The organism is Flavitalea antarctica (assembly GCF_054461535.1).
On record NZ_JBTLQG010000035.1, the window covers coordinates 46,706 to 63,119 of the forward strand.

15 protein-coding genes are annotated in these 16,414 nt (G+C 45.0%); 4 read left to right on the forward strand and 11 right to left on the reverse strand.

The genetic code is table 11. The features are described 5' to 3' along the window. Positions 1 to 12 precede the first annotated feature (12 nt). Complete coding sequence (locus ACX0G7_RS22575; protein ID WP_458925797.1) at positions 13 to 1,095, reverse strand: calcium:cation antiporter; 1,083 nt, start codon at positions 1,093 to 1,095, stop codon at positions 13 to 15. Positions 1,096 to 1,132: 37 nt separating this feature from the next. Next, positions 1,133 to 1,990: a transglutaminase-like domain-containing protein gene (locus ACX0G7_RS22580; RefSeq protein WP_458925798.1), complete on the reverse strand. Its 858-nt coding sequence runs from the start codon at positions 1,988 to 1,990 to the stop codon at positions 1,133 to 1,135. 271 nt (positions 1,991 to 2,261) lie between these two features. On the opposite strand from ACX0G7_RS22580, the gene nudK reads away from it, so the two are divergent. Continuing rightward, positions 2,262 to 2,840 carry a GDP-mannose pyrophosphatase NudK gene (gene nudK / locus ACX0G7_RS22585; RefSeq protein WP_458925799.1) on the forward strand — a complete coding sequence of 193 codons (579 nt, stop codon included), beginning with the start codon at positions 2,262 to 2,264 and terminating at the stop codon, positions 2,838 to 2,840. A gap of 50 nt (positions 2,841 to 2,890) precedes the next feature. Here nudK and ACX0G7_RS22590 read toward each other — a convergent pair whose 3' ends face one another. From ACX0G7_RS22590 to ACX0G7_RS22615, 6 genes are all read right to left on the reverse strand, one after another. After that, the gene (locus tag ACX0G7_RS22590) at positions 2,891 to 3,733 is read right to left on the reverse strand and encodes an SDR family oxidoreductase (RefSeq protein WP_458925800.1); all 843 of its coding nucleotides are present in this window, start codon (positions 3,731 to 3,733) and stop codon (positions 2,891 to 2,893) included. 761 nt (positions 3,734 to 4,494) lie between these two features. Next, entirely contained in the window at positions 4,495 to 5,397 is a 903-nt protein-coding gene (locus tag ACX0G7_RS22595; RefSeq protein ID WP_458925801.1) for a helix-turn-helix domain-containing protein, read from the reverse strand. A 20-nt stretch (positions 5,398 to 5,417) separates the two neighbouring features. Then, positions 5,418 to 5,780 (reverse strand): Atu4866 domain-containing protein, encoded by a 363-nt coding sequence (locus tag ACX0G7_RS22600; protein WP_458925802.1) that lies wholly within the window; start codon positions 5,778 to 5,780, stop codon positions 5,418 to 5,420. Between the two features lie 99 nt (positions 5,781 to 5,879). Further along, positions 5,880 to 6,536 carry a YdeI/OmpD-associated family protein gene (locus ACX0G7_RS22605; protein ID WP_458925803.1) on the reverse strand — a complete coding sequence of 219 codons (657 nt, stop codon included), beginning with the start codon at positions 6,534 to 6,536 and terminating at the stop codon, positions 5,880 to 5,882. Between the two features lie 27 nt (positions 6,537 to 6,563). Further along, entirely contained in the window at positions 6,564 to 8,822 is a 2,259-nt protein-coding gene (locus ACX0G7_RS22610; RefSeq protein WP_458925804.1) for a xanthine dehydrogenase family protein molybdopterin-binding subunit, read from the reverse strand. Positions 8,823 to 8,845: 23 nt separating this feature from the next. Continuing rightward, the gene (locus tag ACX0G7_RS22615) at positions 8,846 to 9,304 is read right to left on the reverse strand and encodes a (2Fe-2S)-binding protein (protein ID WP_458925805.1); all 459 of its coding nucleotides are present in this window, start codon (positions 9,302 to 9,304) and stop codon (positions 8,846 to 8,848) included. Between the two features lie 302 nt (positions 9,305 to 9,606). Between ACX0G7_RS22615 and ACX0G7_RS22620 the strand changes: the two genes are divergently transcribed. The 3 genes from ACX0G7_RS22620 to ACX0G7_RS22630 all read left to right on the forward strand — a co-directional run bounded on the left by ACX0G7_RS22620 (position 9,607) and on the right by ACX0G7_RS22630 (position 12,303). Next, a complete protein-coding gene (locus ACX0G7_RS22620; protein WP_458925806.1) occupies positions 9,607 to 10,293 on the forward strand; it encodes a YceI family protein in 687 nt (228 codons plus the stop codon). A 159-nt stretch (positions 10,294 to 10,452) separates the two neighbouring features. Next, entirely contained in the window at positions 10,453 to 10,662 is a 210-nt protein-coding gene (locus ACX0G7_RS22625) for a hypothetical protein (protein ID WP_458925807.1), read from the forward strand. A gap of 126 nt (positions 10,663 to 10,788) precedes the next feature. Next, a complete protein-coding gene (locus ACX0G7_RS22630) occupies positions 10,789 to 12,303 on the forward strand; it encodes an MFS transporter (RefSeq protein ID WP_458925808.1) in 1,515 nt (504 codons plus the stop codon). A gap of 135 nt (positions 12,304 to 12,438) precedes the next feature. On the opposite strand, the gene ACX0G7_RS22635 is transcribed toward ACX0G7_RS22630, so the two are convergent. The 3 genes from ACX0G7_RS22635 to ACX0G7_RS22645 all read right to left on the reverse strand — a co-directional run. Further along, positions 12,439 to 13,755: a TldD/PmbA family protein gene (locus tag ACX0G7_RS22635; RefSeq protein WP_458925809.1), complete on the reverse strand. Its 1,317-nt coding sequence runs from the start codon at positions 13,753 to 13,755 to the stop codon at positions 12,439 to 12,441. Positions 13,756 to 13,761: 6 nt separating this feature from the next. Then, entirely contained in the window at positions 13,762 to 15,396 is a 1,635-nt protein-coding gene (locus ACX0G7_RS22640; RefSeq protein WP_458925810.1) for a TldD/PmbA family protein, read from the reverse strand. A 21-nt stretch (positions 15,397 to 15,417) separates the two neighbouring features. After that, on the reverse strand, positions 15,418 to 16,414 hold a 997-nt coding region (locus ACX0G7_RS22645), incomplete at its 5' end, for a TldD/PmbA family protein (RefSeq protein WP_458925811.1).

The following is a 16,414-nucleotide window of genomic DNA, read 5'->3' on the forward strand; positions in this document are numbered from 1 at the left end:
GGCAGGTGATGATTATGGGACTACTGTAGTAAATAAATAAACAGCTAAAATAACCAGCAATACGATTCCGGGCAATATGTTTGTTTTACCCGTAGCCAGCGAGAGCATAACCGTAAAGAGTGATAGAATCAGGAGTACCATTGACTTTGTATCGATACCAAGCGTAAGCGTGATGCCCGTTAAGATAGAAACAATGGCAACTGCAGGTATAGTAAGACCGATACTGGCTAACGCCGATCCGAGCGACAAATTTAAACTGGTCTGGATACGGTCATTCCTGGCCGCGCGATATGCTGCGAGTCCCTCAGGCAACAATACAACAGCTGCTATAATTACTCCCACCAGTGATTTGGGTGCTCCTAAAGCAGCCACAGCGTTTTCGATTACAGGTGCCAGCGATTTTCCGAGAGTAACTACGCCGGTCAGGCAAACAAGCAATAGCAGCAGACTTAACAGTGCAGTTTTATTTGTGGGGGGAGCCGCATGTGAATCTTCACCGCTGGTTGTTTCGGGTGGAAGAAAGTAGTCGCGGTGCCTTACCGTTTGAACCAGCACAAAGGATCCATACAGAACGAGGGAAATCACAGCTACAAAGATGAGTTGACTGTCGCTGTATTGACCACCCGGCTCAGACACGGTAAAGTTTGGAAGTATCAGGGTGAGTACACAGATTGCGGTAAGTGTGATCAGCGCTGCACCAGCGCCTGCAAGGCCAAAAGACTGCTCTTTAAACCGCAGCCCGCCAACCAGTAAACAAAGACCAATAATGCCGTTGAGGATTAGCATTACAGCAGCGAACACCGTATCCCTTGCGAGGACGGCCGTTTCAGGTCCGCCAGCGAGCATTAGCGAAACGATGAGGGCTACTTCAATGATAGTAATTGCCAGGGCAAGCACGAGAGTGCCATATGGTTCTCCGACCCGGTGAGCAATCACTTCCGCATGGTGCACAGCGGCGAGTACGCCGCCGATTAGTGCAGCCGCAACAACAATCATGTACAAGCCTGTAAGGCCAAGACCAACGCCCACTAAAGCAAGCATGGCAAACACAGGTGCAATGATGGTCCAGATGGGTAGGCCGTTTTGTTGACTCATGGATACAATTTAAGGGCGGTTATTTATGACGCAGTACTTAAATCAAGGCCGGTGCGTCATAACTAATACCATCAAATTTACCGGATTCATAGTGAAATGGTATCAGGACGCCTTCAGCAAGCTGGCTGTCCACGGTCATCGAATCCAGAGTGATATTACCGAATATGTTCGCGATGGCGGTATCAGCTGCATCCCTTCCCACAGCAATTCTTACAAGTCCGTTCAAAGGAGCCAGCTTTGTAGCATCGAAAAGTACCCAATGTCCAGCCAGGTAAACTTCGAAGCACGCATGAAAATCCTGGGGGGTTAACTGGTATGCGTATGCGGAGCAATATCTTGCAGGAATGGTCAGGGCCCTGCACAATGCTATGCCCAGGTGAGCAAAGTCCCGGCAAACACCTGCCTGCTGTGTAACCGTATCATAAGCGGAAGTTTCTGCGTTGGTTGAACCGCTCAGGTACTCCACATTTTTGTGGATCCAGTTGGTAACTGCCAGAACCTTTTCAAAAGGATTCTCGATGTTGCCGAACTGGTGATCAGCAAAGCGGAATAGTCTGTCGGACTGACAATACCTGCTGGGATACAGATACGTAAGGATCTCCGGTGGGAAATCGGATACCTGCATTTCGTCCAGTTTTTCGAAATTGATAGTTTTCCAACTATTGTCCACCACACCGGAATAAGAATAATTCAATGGGCCCGGCGTAGTAACCGTTGTCCGGATCAGCCTGTTTCCATCTTTACCGCTTTCAAGCTCAGATGTTTGGTAATCACCTGCAACAAGGAACGATTCATATAATAACTGCTGATTTTGGAAAGAAGGGTGGATGTTTAAAATTAAGGTACTTGGTTCGCTGACATTATAATTTAAGATCGAAGTAATTCTGAATTTCATTGTATTTATTTCCCGGATGTTTAAAGGTGTTGCTGTAAAATATAAAAAATATAGGCAATCAAACGCACTTTATATATCAATATATAAGCCAGCAGGTTATCTGTACATGGTTACAGGTGACATCCATGGGTATTCGCTGGCTTCAAAAGACCAACAGGCGGTTTGATTATCAACATCATCCCGCGTTTAATGAACGGGTTGTAAAAATTGCAGCATGGCAGCGGAAAGCCGCTCAGCTATTGCTAAATTGCCCGGCATTAAACCTTGGAATATGAACGAAAGGGTGAAGATCCTCGATACAACAATACTCTCGGACAACTGGTATGTCCTTAAAAAAGTAACCTATGAATACCGTCAAAAAGATGGTAAGTGGCTCACTTACAACCGCGAGGCCTATGATCGCGGTAATGGTGCCACAATACTGCTTTACAATACAACCGAGAAAACAGTGATCCTGACCCGGCAATTTCGCATGCCGACATACATAAACGGGAATGAATCCGGGATGTTGATAGAAGCCTGCGCCGGTCTGCTTGATAAAGACAATGCGGAAGATTGCATCCGGAGGGAGACAGAAGAGGAAACCGGGTACAGGCTAAAGGATGTGAGAAAAATTTTTGAAGCTTACATGTCACCCGGATCAGTAACCGAAGTATTGTATTTTTTCGTTGCTGAATACAGCAAAGCCATGAAGGTGAATGACGGGGGTGGAGTAGAACATGAGCAGGAAAATATCGAAGTCCTGGAGGTCAATTTCGATGCTGCGCTAAAAATGATATCAACCGGAGAAATCAAAGACGGTAAAACGATTATGCTCTTACAATATATCAGGCTGAACAATATACTGTAAGAGATGGATAGTGGATAGCCTGTGTAACGATCCACTATCCATTTCGAATGTTAGCTGGCAAATGCTGTTGTAGTAGCAAGATGCTCCACGTTTTTCATATCTGCCTGCACGCTTTTGATTTTGGCTTTGGCCAGGTCATAAGCATCCCCCCCGAGGAACAGGTGTAATGGGGGCGTTTCGAGATTTGCAACGTCGATCAGTACCTGTGCTGCCTTATCGGGATCCCCCGCCTGGTTTCCATTAATGCCCTCCTGGTGAAGACTCTGGGTTGCACGCACAACTGAATACTCGGAAATTTCGTGGGAAGGCACACGCAATGAGCCGGAGTCGAGGAAATTTGTCCTGAAATATCCGGGTGAAACAATGGTTACCTGTATGCCGAAAGGTTTTACCTCCGGCGCGAGCGATTCGGAAAAACCATGTACCGCAAATTTTGTTGCCGCGTAGATGCCAAAGCCAGGGAAAGCACCGTTAAACCCGCCGATCGAAGCTATGTTGAAGATATGCCCTGATCTTTGTGCACGCAGGTAAGGCATTGCTTTTCTTATCACGTTTAGTGATCCGAACACATTGATGTTGAAGTTTTCTCTTGCTTCACCATCGGTTAGTTCTTCCAGGCTGCCTATCTGGCCGTAGCCTGCGTTGTTTACCACGACGTCAATACCTCCGAAATGATCCACTGTTTCTTTGATTGCGGCTTCAACGCTGTTTTCATCAGTGAGTTCAACCTTCAATGGGAGGAAGTTTTCAGGTGTTGCTGATATAGCATCCCGGAGATCATTGATGTTCCTGGATGTGGCCGCAACGCGGTAACCATTTTCAATTAATTTTTTGGTGAGTGACAGTCCCAGTCCTTTCGATGCTCCTGTAATGAACCATACCTTTTTTTTCATGATGTTTGATTTTTGTGCTTGTTGTTTTTGATACTTCAAAGTTAGACCAGGCCAACACAAGGGTTCTTACCATCATCAAACCAATTGTTATATAATTCAAACATTAGTTCAATAATCACATAATTCAGGCATCGATAAGGAGTACTAAATATTATCCGGTATTAAGCTGGGACCTGTGACGCAGAGAAAGATGTCAATCAAGAAAGAACTGTTGAACTGGTAAGAAGCAGAGCAGGCTATCAGCCCTTGATGAGATTGAACTAGTCTAAAAAAAATCAGGCAATACGATTCATCCCTTGATCAGATTGAACTAGTGTAAAAAAAATCAGGCAAGCCGATTCATCCCTGATCAGAATGAACTAGTCCGAAAAAACCACGCAAGACTAATCGTCCTTGTTCGGCTTAAAACAAGTCTATAAAAAATCAGGCAAAACTGTTCAATTGCGATCGGACTAAACAAGGCTGAAATAAAATGGGTCTGTCAACGCTGGATCTGGTTAAACATATCTGCAAGCAGTGGATCTATCAACCATGAATCAGGTTAAACAAGTCTGCAAGCAGTGGATCTATCAACCATGAATCAGGTTAAACAAGTCTGCAAGCAGTGGATCTATCAACCCTGGATCGGGTTAAGCAACTCTGCAAGCAGTGGATCTATCAACCCTGGAGTGGGTTAAGCAAATCTGCAAGCAGTGGAGCTATCAACCCTGGATCGGGTTAAGCAAATCTGAAAGCTGTTGAGCTACCAACCCTGGAGTGCGTTAAACAAGTCTGAAAGCAGAGGGAGCCATTTGCGTTTGCTTGCGGAAGAAATTTGTGAAATGAGAAGGTTCTTCAAAGCCCAGGCAATAGCTGATCTCTGAGATGTTCCAGTTTGTATGTTTAAGAAGCGCCATGGCTTCCCTGGCGAGCCGGTCGAAAATATGATTCGTAGTTGTCTTGCCGGTTGTTAACCTGATTGCCCTGTTAAGATGATTTACATGAACCGAAAGTTGTTCTGCAAAATCTCTCGGTGATCGCAGCGTGAAGCGTTGATTGGGTGATTCGATGGGAAACTGCCTTTCAAGTAATTCGGTAAACACTGATGTTATCCTTGAATTGGCATCAGTATGCTGGTATAAGTTTTCTGCCGGTTGAATCTTCAGGGCATAGTGTATAAGTTCAGTGATATAATTTCGGATCAGATCATATTTATACACATAGTCTGATTTTATCTCATTCAGCATTTTGTCAAAGACCTGTGAAACATAGAGATCCTGTTCAGGTGACAATGAATAAGCCGGTTTACTTCCCTGCATAAACATCGGTAGATCCCTGATTCCCCCACGAATTCCTTCAGTAAAAAATGCTTCCCTGAATATGCAAAAACAGCCAGTGTCGTTATCCGTTAGTTGTTCAAACTTATAGGGAACCGATGGGTTGAAAAATATGAGCGTACTGCCATTTACTTCTATGCTCCTGTCAGCATAATGATAGGCGTGCTTGCCGCGCATCAGGGCAACTTTATAAAAATCACGCCTGGAATATTGCACCGGGGTACCATTCGGACCCACGCAGTCTGCCATCCTGAAAACATTGAAATGACCGATATCCTTCTGCAGGTTGCCGGGTAACCAATTCATTTTGTTCTGGTAGAATTCTTCCAGTGTTTCTGTTTTTGGCATACATTAAAGTTTAAAAAAACTCAGGATTTTTGACGATAAAATACATGACCGCCGTAATACAAAATGTCTTCACCACTAAAATAACCAGAGGCAATAAATCCCGTGTCGTCTGAATAGCGGATATAATTGCCCTTGATTTCAAATTTGCCGGAATACAGACTTTGCCTCGGTCCATGGGATTCGTCATAACGGCCTTCGGGAGTTAACTCCTGCCTCAGATAACCATCCGCGGTAACCCAGGTCCCGGCATAATTCACTGAATTATTCAAAGCACCGTGTGTAACTAACTTAATTTTTTCGCTTTTGATCAACAAAGATGTGGTGCCTGCCATTGTCAGCAGCATGATCATTGAAACAATAATAGTGAGATAATTGATAGCCATAACATTGTCTTTTGCAGTTCAAAGTTACGGCCGGTCCGGGTTGGCGAAATTATAAGTATCAAATCAATAATTGCAAAATTCAAACAATTTTCGAAGGATTTATAAATTCCTCGGGTTTTTCCATTGTTGCCGAAGTCTTTCGATTGTTCCCTCGACACGTTTTTTCCTGGTCTCTTCTTTTTTTGCCGTCACGATCCATTCAACATATTCCTTCCGGTGTGAAAAGGCGAGTTTGCTAAAGTAATCCGCCACTTTATTATCTTCCGACAGTGCTTTTTGCAGATCTTCCGGGATCCTGATTGTTTTCTTTACCGGGTCGATATATTCAAAAATTACTCTCGCAGCTTTGTCCGGTTTATCCTGTTGATTGGAATCTGTTTCCCTTCTCATGGAAAATGCGGACCAGGTCTCATTGAAAGATATGAGGGACAGCCACCTCAGGCCTGGTTCCTTCATCAATGAATCCCAACCAACATCGCGGGTAAGATCCGTCTGCAGTTTTGATGTTCCCTTGGGATAATAGATCCAGCAAATCACATTCTCTTTAAGCCGTTTCTTAAATGCCGGGAGACCGGATTCGACGTCCTTTTGGGTTTTTACGAACCAATGAAGCTGGTCGTAATTATTAAGTGCCGGGCCCGTTGTAATGCCGGAATCCCCGGCTTCAATTGTTTCATCAAAATCAGCAGGAGCGTTTATTGTCAGGATTTTCATCCCGGGTTTAAGCCTTAGTTTATTTATCAGGGTTAATGCCATAGTGCTTTATTTTTACAAACGGACCATTCAGTCGTTGGGCAGCGGCAGACGAAGTACCGGCAGGTCACGGTACCTTACTCCTGTTGCACGGTAAATAGCGTTAACGACCGCTGCTCCGGCAGGACCTTGTGCCGCCTCTCCGGCTCCCATCGGGCCTTCCGCGGGATTATTCAAAACTACTACTTCGGTTTCAGGAGTCTGGCTAAAGCGGAATATAGGATAGGTCTTCCAGTCGATACTTTGAATTCGATGACTGTCAAATTTGACCTCCTCCTGCATGGTCCAGCTTGCAGCCTGGATCATTCCGCCCTCGGTCTGGTTGATAATACCGTCGAGGTTAATGGTCTCACCCGCATCTATAACCGAATACATGTTATGAATGATGATCTGTTGATTCACTTTGTTATGTGAAACTTCAGCAGCAACCGCACAATAGGCCGCTGAATTTTTGTACCTGGAAAACGCAATGCCCAGTCCATATCTTATATTCTGTCCTTCAGTCGGATCGGCACCTACATTATTTACAAACCTGGCATTCACCGGGTTCTCCTTCCTGGCATCTGCCATTGCTTTCAATTTTAGTAACACTGCTTTAGCACGGTCATCTCCAAGATGCATAAGGCGAAACTCAAACGGATCTTTACCTGCCTTTTCAGCTAGTTCATCCATGAAGCTTTCGATAGCGAATATATTTCCATATGCCCCCAGGCTCCGGAGTGCAGAAACACGCAGTGGACCATCAAAAAAATGTACATCTATTTGTTGGTTAGGTATTTCATAATAGGGTTCCGCATTGCGATATGCACCGCCGCTGAATCCAGCCGGCTTCGCGATAAAAGGTTTTGCAATATATTTTGCGGTTAACAGGTTTTCCGGATTGCCACCTGGTCGGGTCGCATGTGTGTCGGACCAGAGATCGTATTTCCATTCAGTGATTTTTCCCGCCGCATCCAGCTTCGCCTTTATGTCTGCTATCATGGCGCTGCCATAGGGTTCCCAGGCATGTTCATCCTCCCTTGACCACTGTAACCTGATGTGTTTGCCGGGATGAGCGAGGGCAAGCAGGGCCACTTCTGCGGATACGTCATCGGCGCCATTGTGGCCGTAGCAACCTGAACCGGGAACACCTATAATATGGATGTTCTCCAATGGCAGGTTTAACATTTTTTGCAGCGACACCCTGAGTGGATATATACCCTGGCTATGGGACCAGATATGAAGCATTTCCTTGTCATATAAAGCCACCGAACAGGAAGGCCCTATCGAACCATGCATCATATATGGCTTATAGTACGAAGCGGAAGAAACGCCCTTCTTGTCGTTCGCATCTAATGAGACAATTCCTTTTGTTTTTACTTCCTGTTTTTTTGCAGGAAGTGTTTTAATATATTCTTTCAGCGTTTTTACACCTTCGGGGATCAGAGATTCTTTTGTATCCCACTGACAGAAATTCTTGCCAACGTTTTGAATCTGGACCGAGGTATATTCCTTTTCAGTGATCACACCAATGAAGCTGCCATCAACCACGGCTTTTATGAGCCCGGGGAACTGGATCTTCAAAGCAACTTCGTCGAGAGCAACCAGCCGGGCGTTGTATGAAGGTGGCCTTAGTATCCGTGCATGCAACATACCCGGGAACCTGAGATCCTGGACAAAAACCGGTTTCCCCGTTACCATTTGCCTGATGTCCTCCCTCGGAATTGCTTTTCCGGAAAGTTTGTATTCCTTATTTGGTTTCAGCTTCACCGGTAATGTCACTTTATCAGTGATCTGCTTCCCGGCCAGTAACTTAACAAAAGAGATTTTTTTAGCCTGATCCTTCGAACTGATTGTCCCTTCAGCCATCACCAGTTTTGATTCCGGTGTTTTCAAAGCAATTGCAGCAAGTGAAAGCAGTTTTTGCCTGGCCGCAGCAGCTGCATAACGAACAGACATCGCACTATTATCTATCGAACCGCTTCCCGCCGTGTAACCCTCATCAGGGGTCAACCCGGTTTCTGCCAGCGTCACATCTACCTGGTCCATCCGCATGTCCAGTTCTTCGGCTGCAACCTGCGCAATTGCAGTTCGTATACCCTGGCCAAGTTCCATTTTGCCGGTGAATACATGCAGACGCCCCTCAGGCGTGATCCTCAACCAGGCATCAATTGCCGGGTTTCTCTTCAGACTCTGGGGTAATTCGTGTGCCGGCACCTGGTTTAAGCCTGTTCCGGCAAGCAGCGGCCTACCCAGGCTAAATCCGATAGTGAGGCAACCAGCATTCTTCAAAAATTCTCTGCGGATCATAATAAATGTGTTACAATCAAAAGTTAACCAATCACCCGCTTTACGGCACGGATAGCGCGCGACTGTGTACCGCAACGACAAAGGCAGCGTTGGAGGCTCTCCCTGATTTGTTGATCATCCGGGTTTGAATTCGTATTTAATAATGACACTGAACACATTACAATTCCGTTCAGACAAAAACCACATTGCGCTGCCTGCTCTTCGATAAATGCTTCCTGCACCGGATGCAGCTTATCATTTTTTGTCAATCCTTCAATGGTCGTGACCTCATGCCCAGCCACCACCGATACCGGGATCATACAGCTTGGATGAGCCATGCCATCTATCAGTACCATGCAGGCCCCGCATTGTTGCAGACCACATCCGAACTTCGGACCGTTCAGTTCGAGTTCATTGCGCAGTATGTACAATAAAGGGGTGGAGGCTTCCGCTTCAATGGCATGTTCACGGCCATTCACTACCAGCTTAAAGGATGAAATCATAATATAAGATACACCATAAATGTAAACGATTTAAGAGGCAATTGCGCTGAACTTATGGCCCTCACCAGGGTAGCAACGGGCACTATTCATTTTGACATTAGCAGTCCGGTTTTCAAGAGTTTGGTACGGTTTTATCACTTGTAAGGGAAATATCCTTAATAATGGCCTGCTCGTTACAATGTTTAAACATTGAATTGATTATTTTTTTGTATTTTCGCCCGGGAAACGGTCATGGGTCGCATTGACCCAACGAATTCCTGCTATATCAATAAACCAAATCAATAAAGTAAAAAACCACAATTATGAAAAGTAAACATTTATTCTATGTTGCATCGCTGATCGTTTTCGGCTTCGCGGCCTGTACGGATGCCCCAGAGTCGGATAGTGCAACAACCGGCGAGGCCAAAGCGGTTGATAGCGCCAGCGGAGTCAGTTACAACGTTGATCCATCCACAAGTAAGGTGGAATTTATTGGTACGAAGGTGACAGGTTATCATGTGGGGGAGATCAAAATTAAGAACGGTTCACTGGCGGTGAACGATGGAAATATCACAGGTGGCAATTTCGTAATGGATATGACCAGCCTGAATATTTATGGAGGAGATAGTGCTGCTGATAATAAGCTTGAGGGTCATCTTAAGTCTGCAGACTTTTTTGAAGTTCAGGCTAACCCGGAAGCAACGTTTGTTTTGACTTCTGTTAAGCCGTTTTCAGGCACTGTAACAGACACGGTCGACAAACGCCAGGAAGCAATAAACAAATACAAAGTGACCAATCCAACACATACAATAAGCGGAAATCTTACTATAAAAGGAGTTACAAAAAATATCGAATTTCCTGCACAGGTCACTGTAAGCCCGAATTCGGTTGATGCTCTCGCAAAATTCAACATTGATCGCAGGGAATGGAACATTGTTTACCCGGGTAAACCTGATGATCTGATCCGCGACCAGGTTCATCTTGGTATTGCGTTGAAGGCGGCTAAATAAAATAACACTTGTTATCTGTTAGCCTGACTGCAGACGAAAATTACACATGCGGTGCCGTGTATCAACCGGGCCGCATGTGTTTTTTTACCCAAATTTGAGAGATACCCTAAAGGTTGATCACTGGCCCGGTTTTTTTACCTCCCTGTGAAATGAACTTTTATGAGAAATGCATTTTGCATAATCGTCTTAGCGCTTGGAATAGCAAGTTACAAGGGCCCTATAAATATCACTGCAAATCCTGATGATCACACTTCTACGAGCGGTACGATTGGTTCCGGAAAGATGACCAACGAATTGCCAAAGAAATCGGACAACATGAAAATCCCTGATACCATTTCGAGGGCCAGGGATACCTTAAACAGAAATTGATCTGATCCTGAACTGTAATTTCTGATCCTGAAAGCTAATTATAACAATCCTGATATTCCAGTTGGTATAATGATTGCCTGTCACAAATCGGTACATTCGTTTAGAATGGCGTAACCTGATCAAGACATGAATCTAACACCAAAGGCACACCTTACAGAGACGGAGGTTAAACGGGGATTACAATACATTATCTGGGACGGACTTGCTTCAGAAGCAATGAATGCGCTTACAGCGGGGGCATTCATGGTGGCACTCGCACTCATGATGGGTGCCTCAAATTTTCAGATAGGGGTGATTGCTTCATTGCCGACATTCACAAACATCTTCCAGTTGCTGGCTATCTGGCTGGTAAGAAAATATAATAATCGTCGCGCTGTCAGTGTTTATTGTTCTTTTCTTGCGCGGACTCCTTTAATTATAATTGGTGCACTTGCCATATTTGCGCCCTCATTTCAATCCATCCAGCTTCTCATATTTTTTCTTTTCTTCTATTACCTGTTTGCTTCTTTTGCGGGCCTGAGCTGGAATTCATGGATGAAGGACCTGGTACCGGAATCTATGCTTGGCGCTTACTTTTCAAAGCGCAGTAAGTATTCGCAGATCATGAATGTTTCGCTGAGTATTTTACTGGCTTTTGCAGTGGATTATGTAAAAGATAATTTTTCGGACAGGTTGTTATCGGCCTATGGCGCGATGTATGTAGCAGGGGGGATAATCGGAATAATAGGAGCTATCTTTTTATCCAAGGCACCCGAGCCGCAGTCTACGCTATCAAAGGAAAATATCTTTGTTTTATTGAAGCGACCATTGAGCGACCCCAATTTCAGGAGTTTGCTGATCTTTAATTCGGCCTGGGTGTTTGCACTGAATCTCGCCATACCATTTTTTTCAGTGTACATGCTGAAAACAATGAACCTGTCACTGTCTTATATCATCGTATTAACAGTCATCAGTCAGCTTTGCAGCATCTTTGCGGTGGGCTTATGGGGAAGATTTTCGGACCGGTATAGTAACAAAACGATAATCGCTATAGCCGCACCGATGTACATCGTTTGTATATTGGCCTGGTGTTTCGTTGGTATATATACCACGTTTGCGGCAAACATGACGTTGCTCGTGTTGATTCACATTTTTACCGGTATAGCAACCTCAGGAATCAATTTGTCACTCGTCAATATTGGTTTAAAGCTAGCCTCCAGGAAAGAGTCAATCGTTTACCTGTCTGCTAAAAATATCATCACTGCATTTTTTTCATCCATTGCGCCATTGATAGGAGGAATACTTGCAGACTTCTTTACCAGTCGCCGGCTTAATATCACCGCGGAATGGACCGACCCGGAACTTAACAAGGTCTTTCGTCTGCTCGCATTGCATGAATGGAACTTTCTCTTTTTAATAGGCGCATTTCTTGCGCTGCTTTCATTGCAGCTGCTCGGCCGGGTTAAAGAAGTTGGTGAAGTTGAGAAGGACGTTGTTGTGAGAGTGATGCGAAGCACCATCCGTTCAGGCCTGAAAGATCGTTTTGTGATCGGCAACCTCCTTAGTATACCGGAACAAGTCTGGGGCATCATCACGAGAAAGCCGACCACAGCCGAAGTAAGGGAGGAGAAATTAAAAAACGAAGCAGAAAATTTAAAATAGGTATCGGAGCGTTAATTGGAGTCAGGAGTAATGAGTGGAGCGATGAGATAAAATAAGCATGAGATAAAATAAGAAAGCTGCCCGGGAGGCAGCTTTCTTATTTATATTGATGATTACTTAATGTACCGCTTCTTCTTAAACGGCATCAGATAAAGAAGTAAATGTAAAGTCCCTGATCTTCATCGGCGGAACGATGACGTTTCCGGAGCGTACCGGCTTGCCAAGTTCTTCCACGTTATTTAACATGATGATCGGGCTTTCATTGAAACGGAAATTCTTGATTGGAAACTTGATCTGTCCGTTTTCAATATAAAAGGTTCCGTCACGGGTAAGTCCGGTCAGCAACAAAGTCTGAGGATCCACAGAACGTATATACCAGAACCTTGTTACCAGGATCCCTTTTTCAGTTCCTTTTATCAATTCTTCAACAGATTTTGTTCCTCCCTCCATGATGAAACTGCGCTGACCTGGGAGTGGTTGTACTTTTTTCTGATCTGCCCAGTAACGACTATAGCTCAGATTTTTTACCACGCCTTTCTCTACCCAAACAGTTTTACCTAAGGGAAGACCATCACCGCTCCAGGTACTGCCAGGCAGTTCCGGGTGAAGCGGATCAGAGTATATGGTTACCTGCTCATTGAAGAGTTGTTCGCCGAGCCTGGTACCGCCGCCTTTTTTACTCATATAGCTGCGACCCTCATCAGCCTGCCTTGCATCAAGTCCGAAGGCCAGATTGCCCAGCATATCACTGGCCGCTAAGGGTTCCAGGATAACGGTGTATTTGCCCGGCTCAATGGCACGTGCATTGGCAGAACCATTGGCTTTGCCTGCAGCAATTTTACTCAATGCAAGTGTATCAAGTTTATTTACATCGTTGAATGACTGGTCCACATATCCTGAACCGGTACCCTCCTGGTTCCTGACGGTGACAGAGAAAGATACATCAGTGCTCGTATTGTATGCAAACATGCCTTTCGAGTTTGCCATCGCACTAAAGCGGGTGGTATTCTCAAGAAAGCCCGCTGCTTCAAGTTTCGCTTCTTTAGAAACCTGGAGGCTTTTGCCAACCATTTCAGCTCTTGTATCCGGTGTGATGTCTGCCGTGCTCTTCAGGTAACCGACGGACTCAGCAAAAGTCTGTGGTCCCAGCAAAGGCATGTATTCCGGATTTTCAGGTGCCAGCTGAGCAAGTTCTTCTGCGCGCTTTACACATTTCTGAAGTGAGGCATCATCAAATTCATTGATGGTTGCCGCGCCGGTTTTTTTACCGAATGATGAGCTGACGCCAAGGGTCATGGTGCTCGACTCGCCCGCGGTTGAGACTGCATTGCGTGCATAACGGATATTACCGCCATCGCTGCCGCTTAGGGATACCGTGGTTTCGTCGGCCTTCGAGAAGCTTAAAACTTTTTTTAGTATTGTTTGCGCTTCATCTTTTGAAATGATTGCCATAGTGAATTATATTTTTTTACCTGTATTGATCACATTTACTCCATTAAACCGGGTGGTGGAACATCCGTGCGACACTGCACTCACCTGTCCGGGCTGGCCCTTGCCGTCGAAAAATGAACCGCCTAAACGGTAATCACTTTTGTCTGCAATTGCCGAGCAGGAATTCCAGAATTCCTGCGTATTTGATTGGTAAGACGCATCACGCAACATGCCTTCTATCTTACCATTTTTTATTTCGAATGCCAGCTGACTGCTGAACTGAAAATTATAACGTTGCTGGTCTATTGAATAGGAATTTCGACCTAACATATAAATTCCTTTCTCAACATTTTTGATCATATCCATGGCGCTCATCTTCTGGGTGCCTGGTTGCAATGATACATTCGGCATGCGCTGGAACTGTACGCTGCTCCAATCATCTGCATAACAACATCCCTGTGAAGCTTTAAGACCCAGGATATGAGCCTGGTCGCGGATGGTCTGGTAATTAACCAGTATTCCGTTTTTTATAATATCCCATTCTCCGCATTTTACGCCTTCATCATCATAGCCCACTGCTGCCAGGGATCCGGGCTGCGTTTTATCTGCGAGGAAATTTACTTTGGGGCTTCCAAAGTTGAATTTCTTTGACTGCCATTTATCCAGGGTAAGGAAAGATGTGCCTGCATAGTTTGCCTCGTATCCCAGTACACGATCAAGTTCAGTCGGATGTCCGACTGATTCGTGAATGGTAAGAAAGAGGTTGGTTGGATCGAGGATCAGATCATATTTACCTGCTTCTACCGGCCTGGCGGTGAGTTTTTGTTTTACATGTTCAGTAGCAGTCTTCACATCTTCCAGCATATTGTAACGGTTCCGGTACAGGGTAAATATGCCGTTGATTTCTTCTGACTTATCCGGGGTAAGATATTCATATCCCATACCCATCGGGGAACTTAATGCATTCCTTGTCTGGAAGACACCTGATTTAGCATCTATCTTCGTAACGGTAAATGTCGGCCAGAGGCGATGTACATCCTGGTCGATATATGATCCGTCTGTAGATGCAAAATATTTCTGTTCATTGATCAGGAACAGTGATGAGTTTACAAAGTTGGCACCGCCTTCCATAGCCGCTGCATTCACAGAAAGCAACAGGTCGAGCTTTTCCTTAATTGGAATTTCGAATCCGTTTTTCTGGATCGGCGTTTTCCAGCTCACTTCACCATAACCTTTCTGTGGTGCAAGCTGAACCGGCTCTGTTAAAAGCTTTGAGTTCACCTTTGCTATACGCACCGCAGCAGTTGCGGCTTTTGCAATACTGTCTTTGTCAAGATTGTTTAATGATGCAAATCCCCAGCTTCCATTGGCAATTACCCTGATACCCATGCCATACGATTCAGTATTGGCAATGCTCTGAACCCGCTTCTCCCTGGTGGCCAATGACTGGTTAAGATATCTGCCTATGCGAACATCGGCATAGGTCGCGCCCTGTGATTTAGCCGTGTTTAATGCAACATCAGCAAGTTGTTTCTTAAGTGCAGTATCAACCGGGCTTAACAGTTGCTCAGGTGACCTGAGGTTACCGAGAACCGGTATACTCTGCATCATAGATGCACCGACACCCATTCCTGATAAGTATAAAAAATCTCTTCTTTTCAATGTTGACTGTTTGAGTGTTACCTACCCGATTTTTCTTGCAGTATTGATCACATTTACACCATTGAATCTCGTGGTGGCGCTGCCATGTGATACCGCATTGCTCTGCGCTGGCTGACCCTTGCCATCATTGAATGCGCCACCGAGGCGATAATCCGAAGCATCGCAGATAGCCCCGCAGGAATTCCAGAACTCCTGTGTGTTGGCCTGGTATGCAACGTCATTCAGCATGCCAACGATCTTGCCGTTTTTGATCTCGTAAAAGTTCTGACCACCGAACTGGAAGTTATAACGTTGTTGGTCAATCGAAAACGATCCGTCGCCGATTATATAGATACCCTTCTCAACATTTTTGATCATGTCATCAACACTAAGCTTCGTTTTGCCCGGCTGCAGGGATACATTCGGCATTCTCTGGAACTGAACATCACTCCAGCTCTGGGAATAGCAGCATCCCTGTGATGCATTGAGGCCTATGATATGTGCCTGGTCGCGGATGGCCTGGAAGTTTACCAGTTTGCCATCTTTGATAAGATCCCATTTACCACATTTTACACCTTCATCATCATAACCTACTGCACCCAGTGATCCGGGTTGTGTTTTATCTGCGACAATATTTACAAGTTCGTTTCCGAATTTGAAGTTTTTCGTTTTCCAGCGATCAAGCGTCAGGAAAGAAGTACCGGCATAATTGGCTTCATATCCAAGCACACGATCAAGTTCGGTGGGGTGACCAACCGATTCATGAATAGTTAACCAGAGATGAGAAGGATCAAGCACCAGGTCGTACTTACCCGGTTCTACTGACTTGGCTTTTAGTTTCTGGTCGGTATCTTTTGTAGCTGCGATAACATCTTCAAGCATATCATAACGTCCTTTGTATAAAGGAACGATACCTGCAATTTTATCAGAAGGTCTCGCCTGTAGATACTCATAGCCCATACCCATTGGAGAGCTCAACGAACGCCTTGACATAAACTTTCCACTTGCACGGTCTATCCTCGTTACGTTGAAGTTTGGA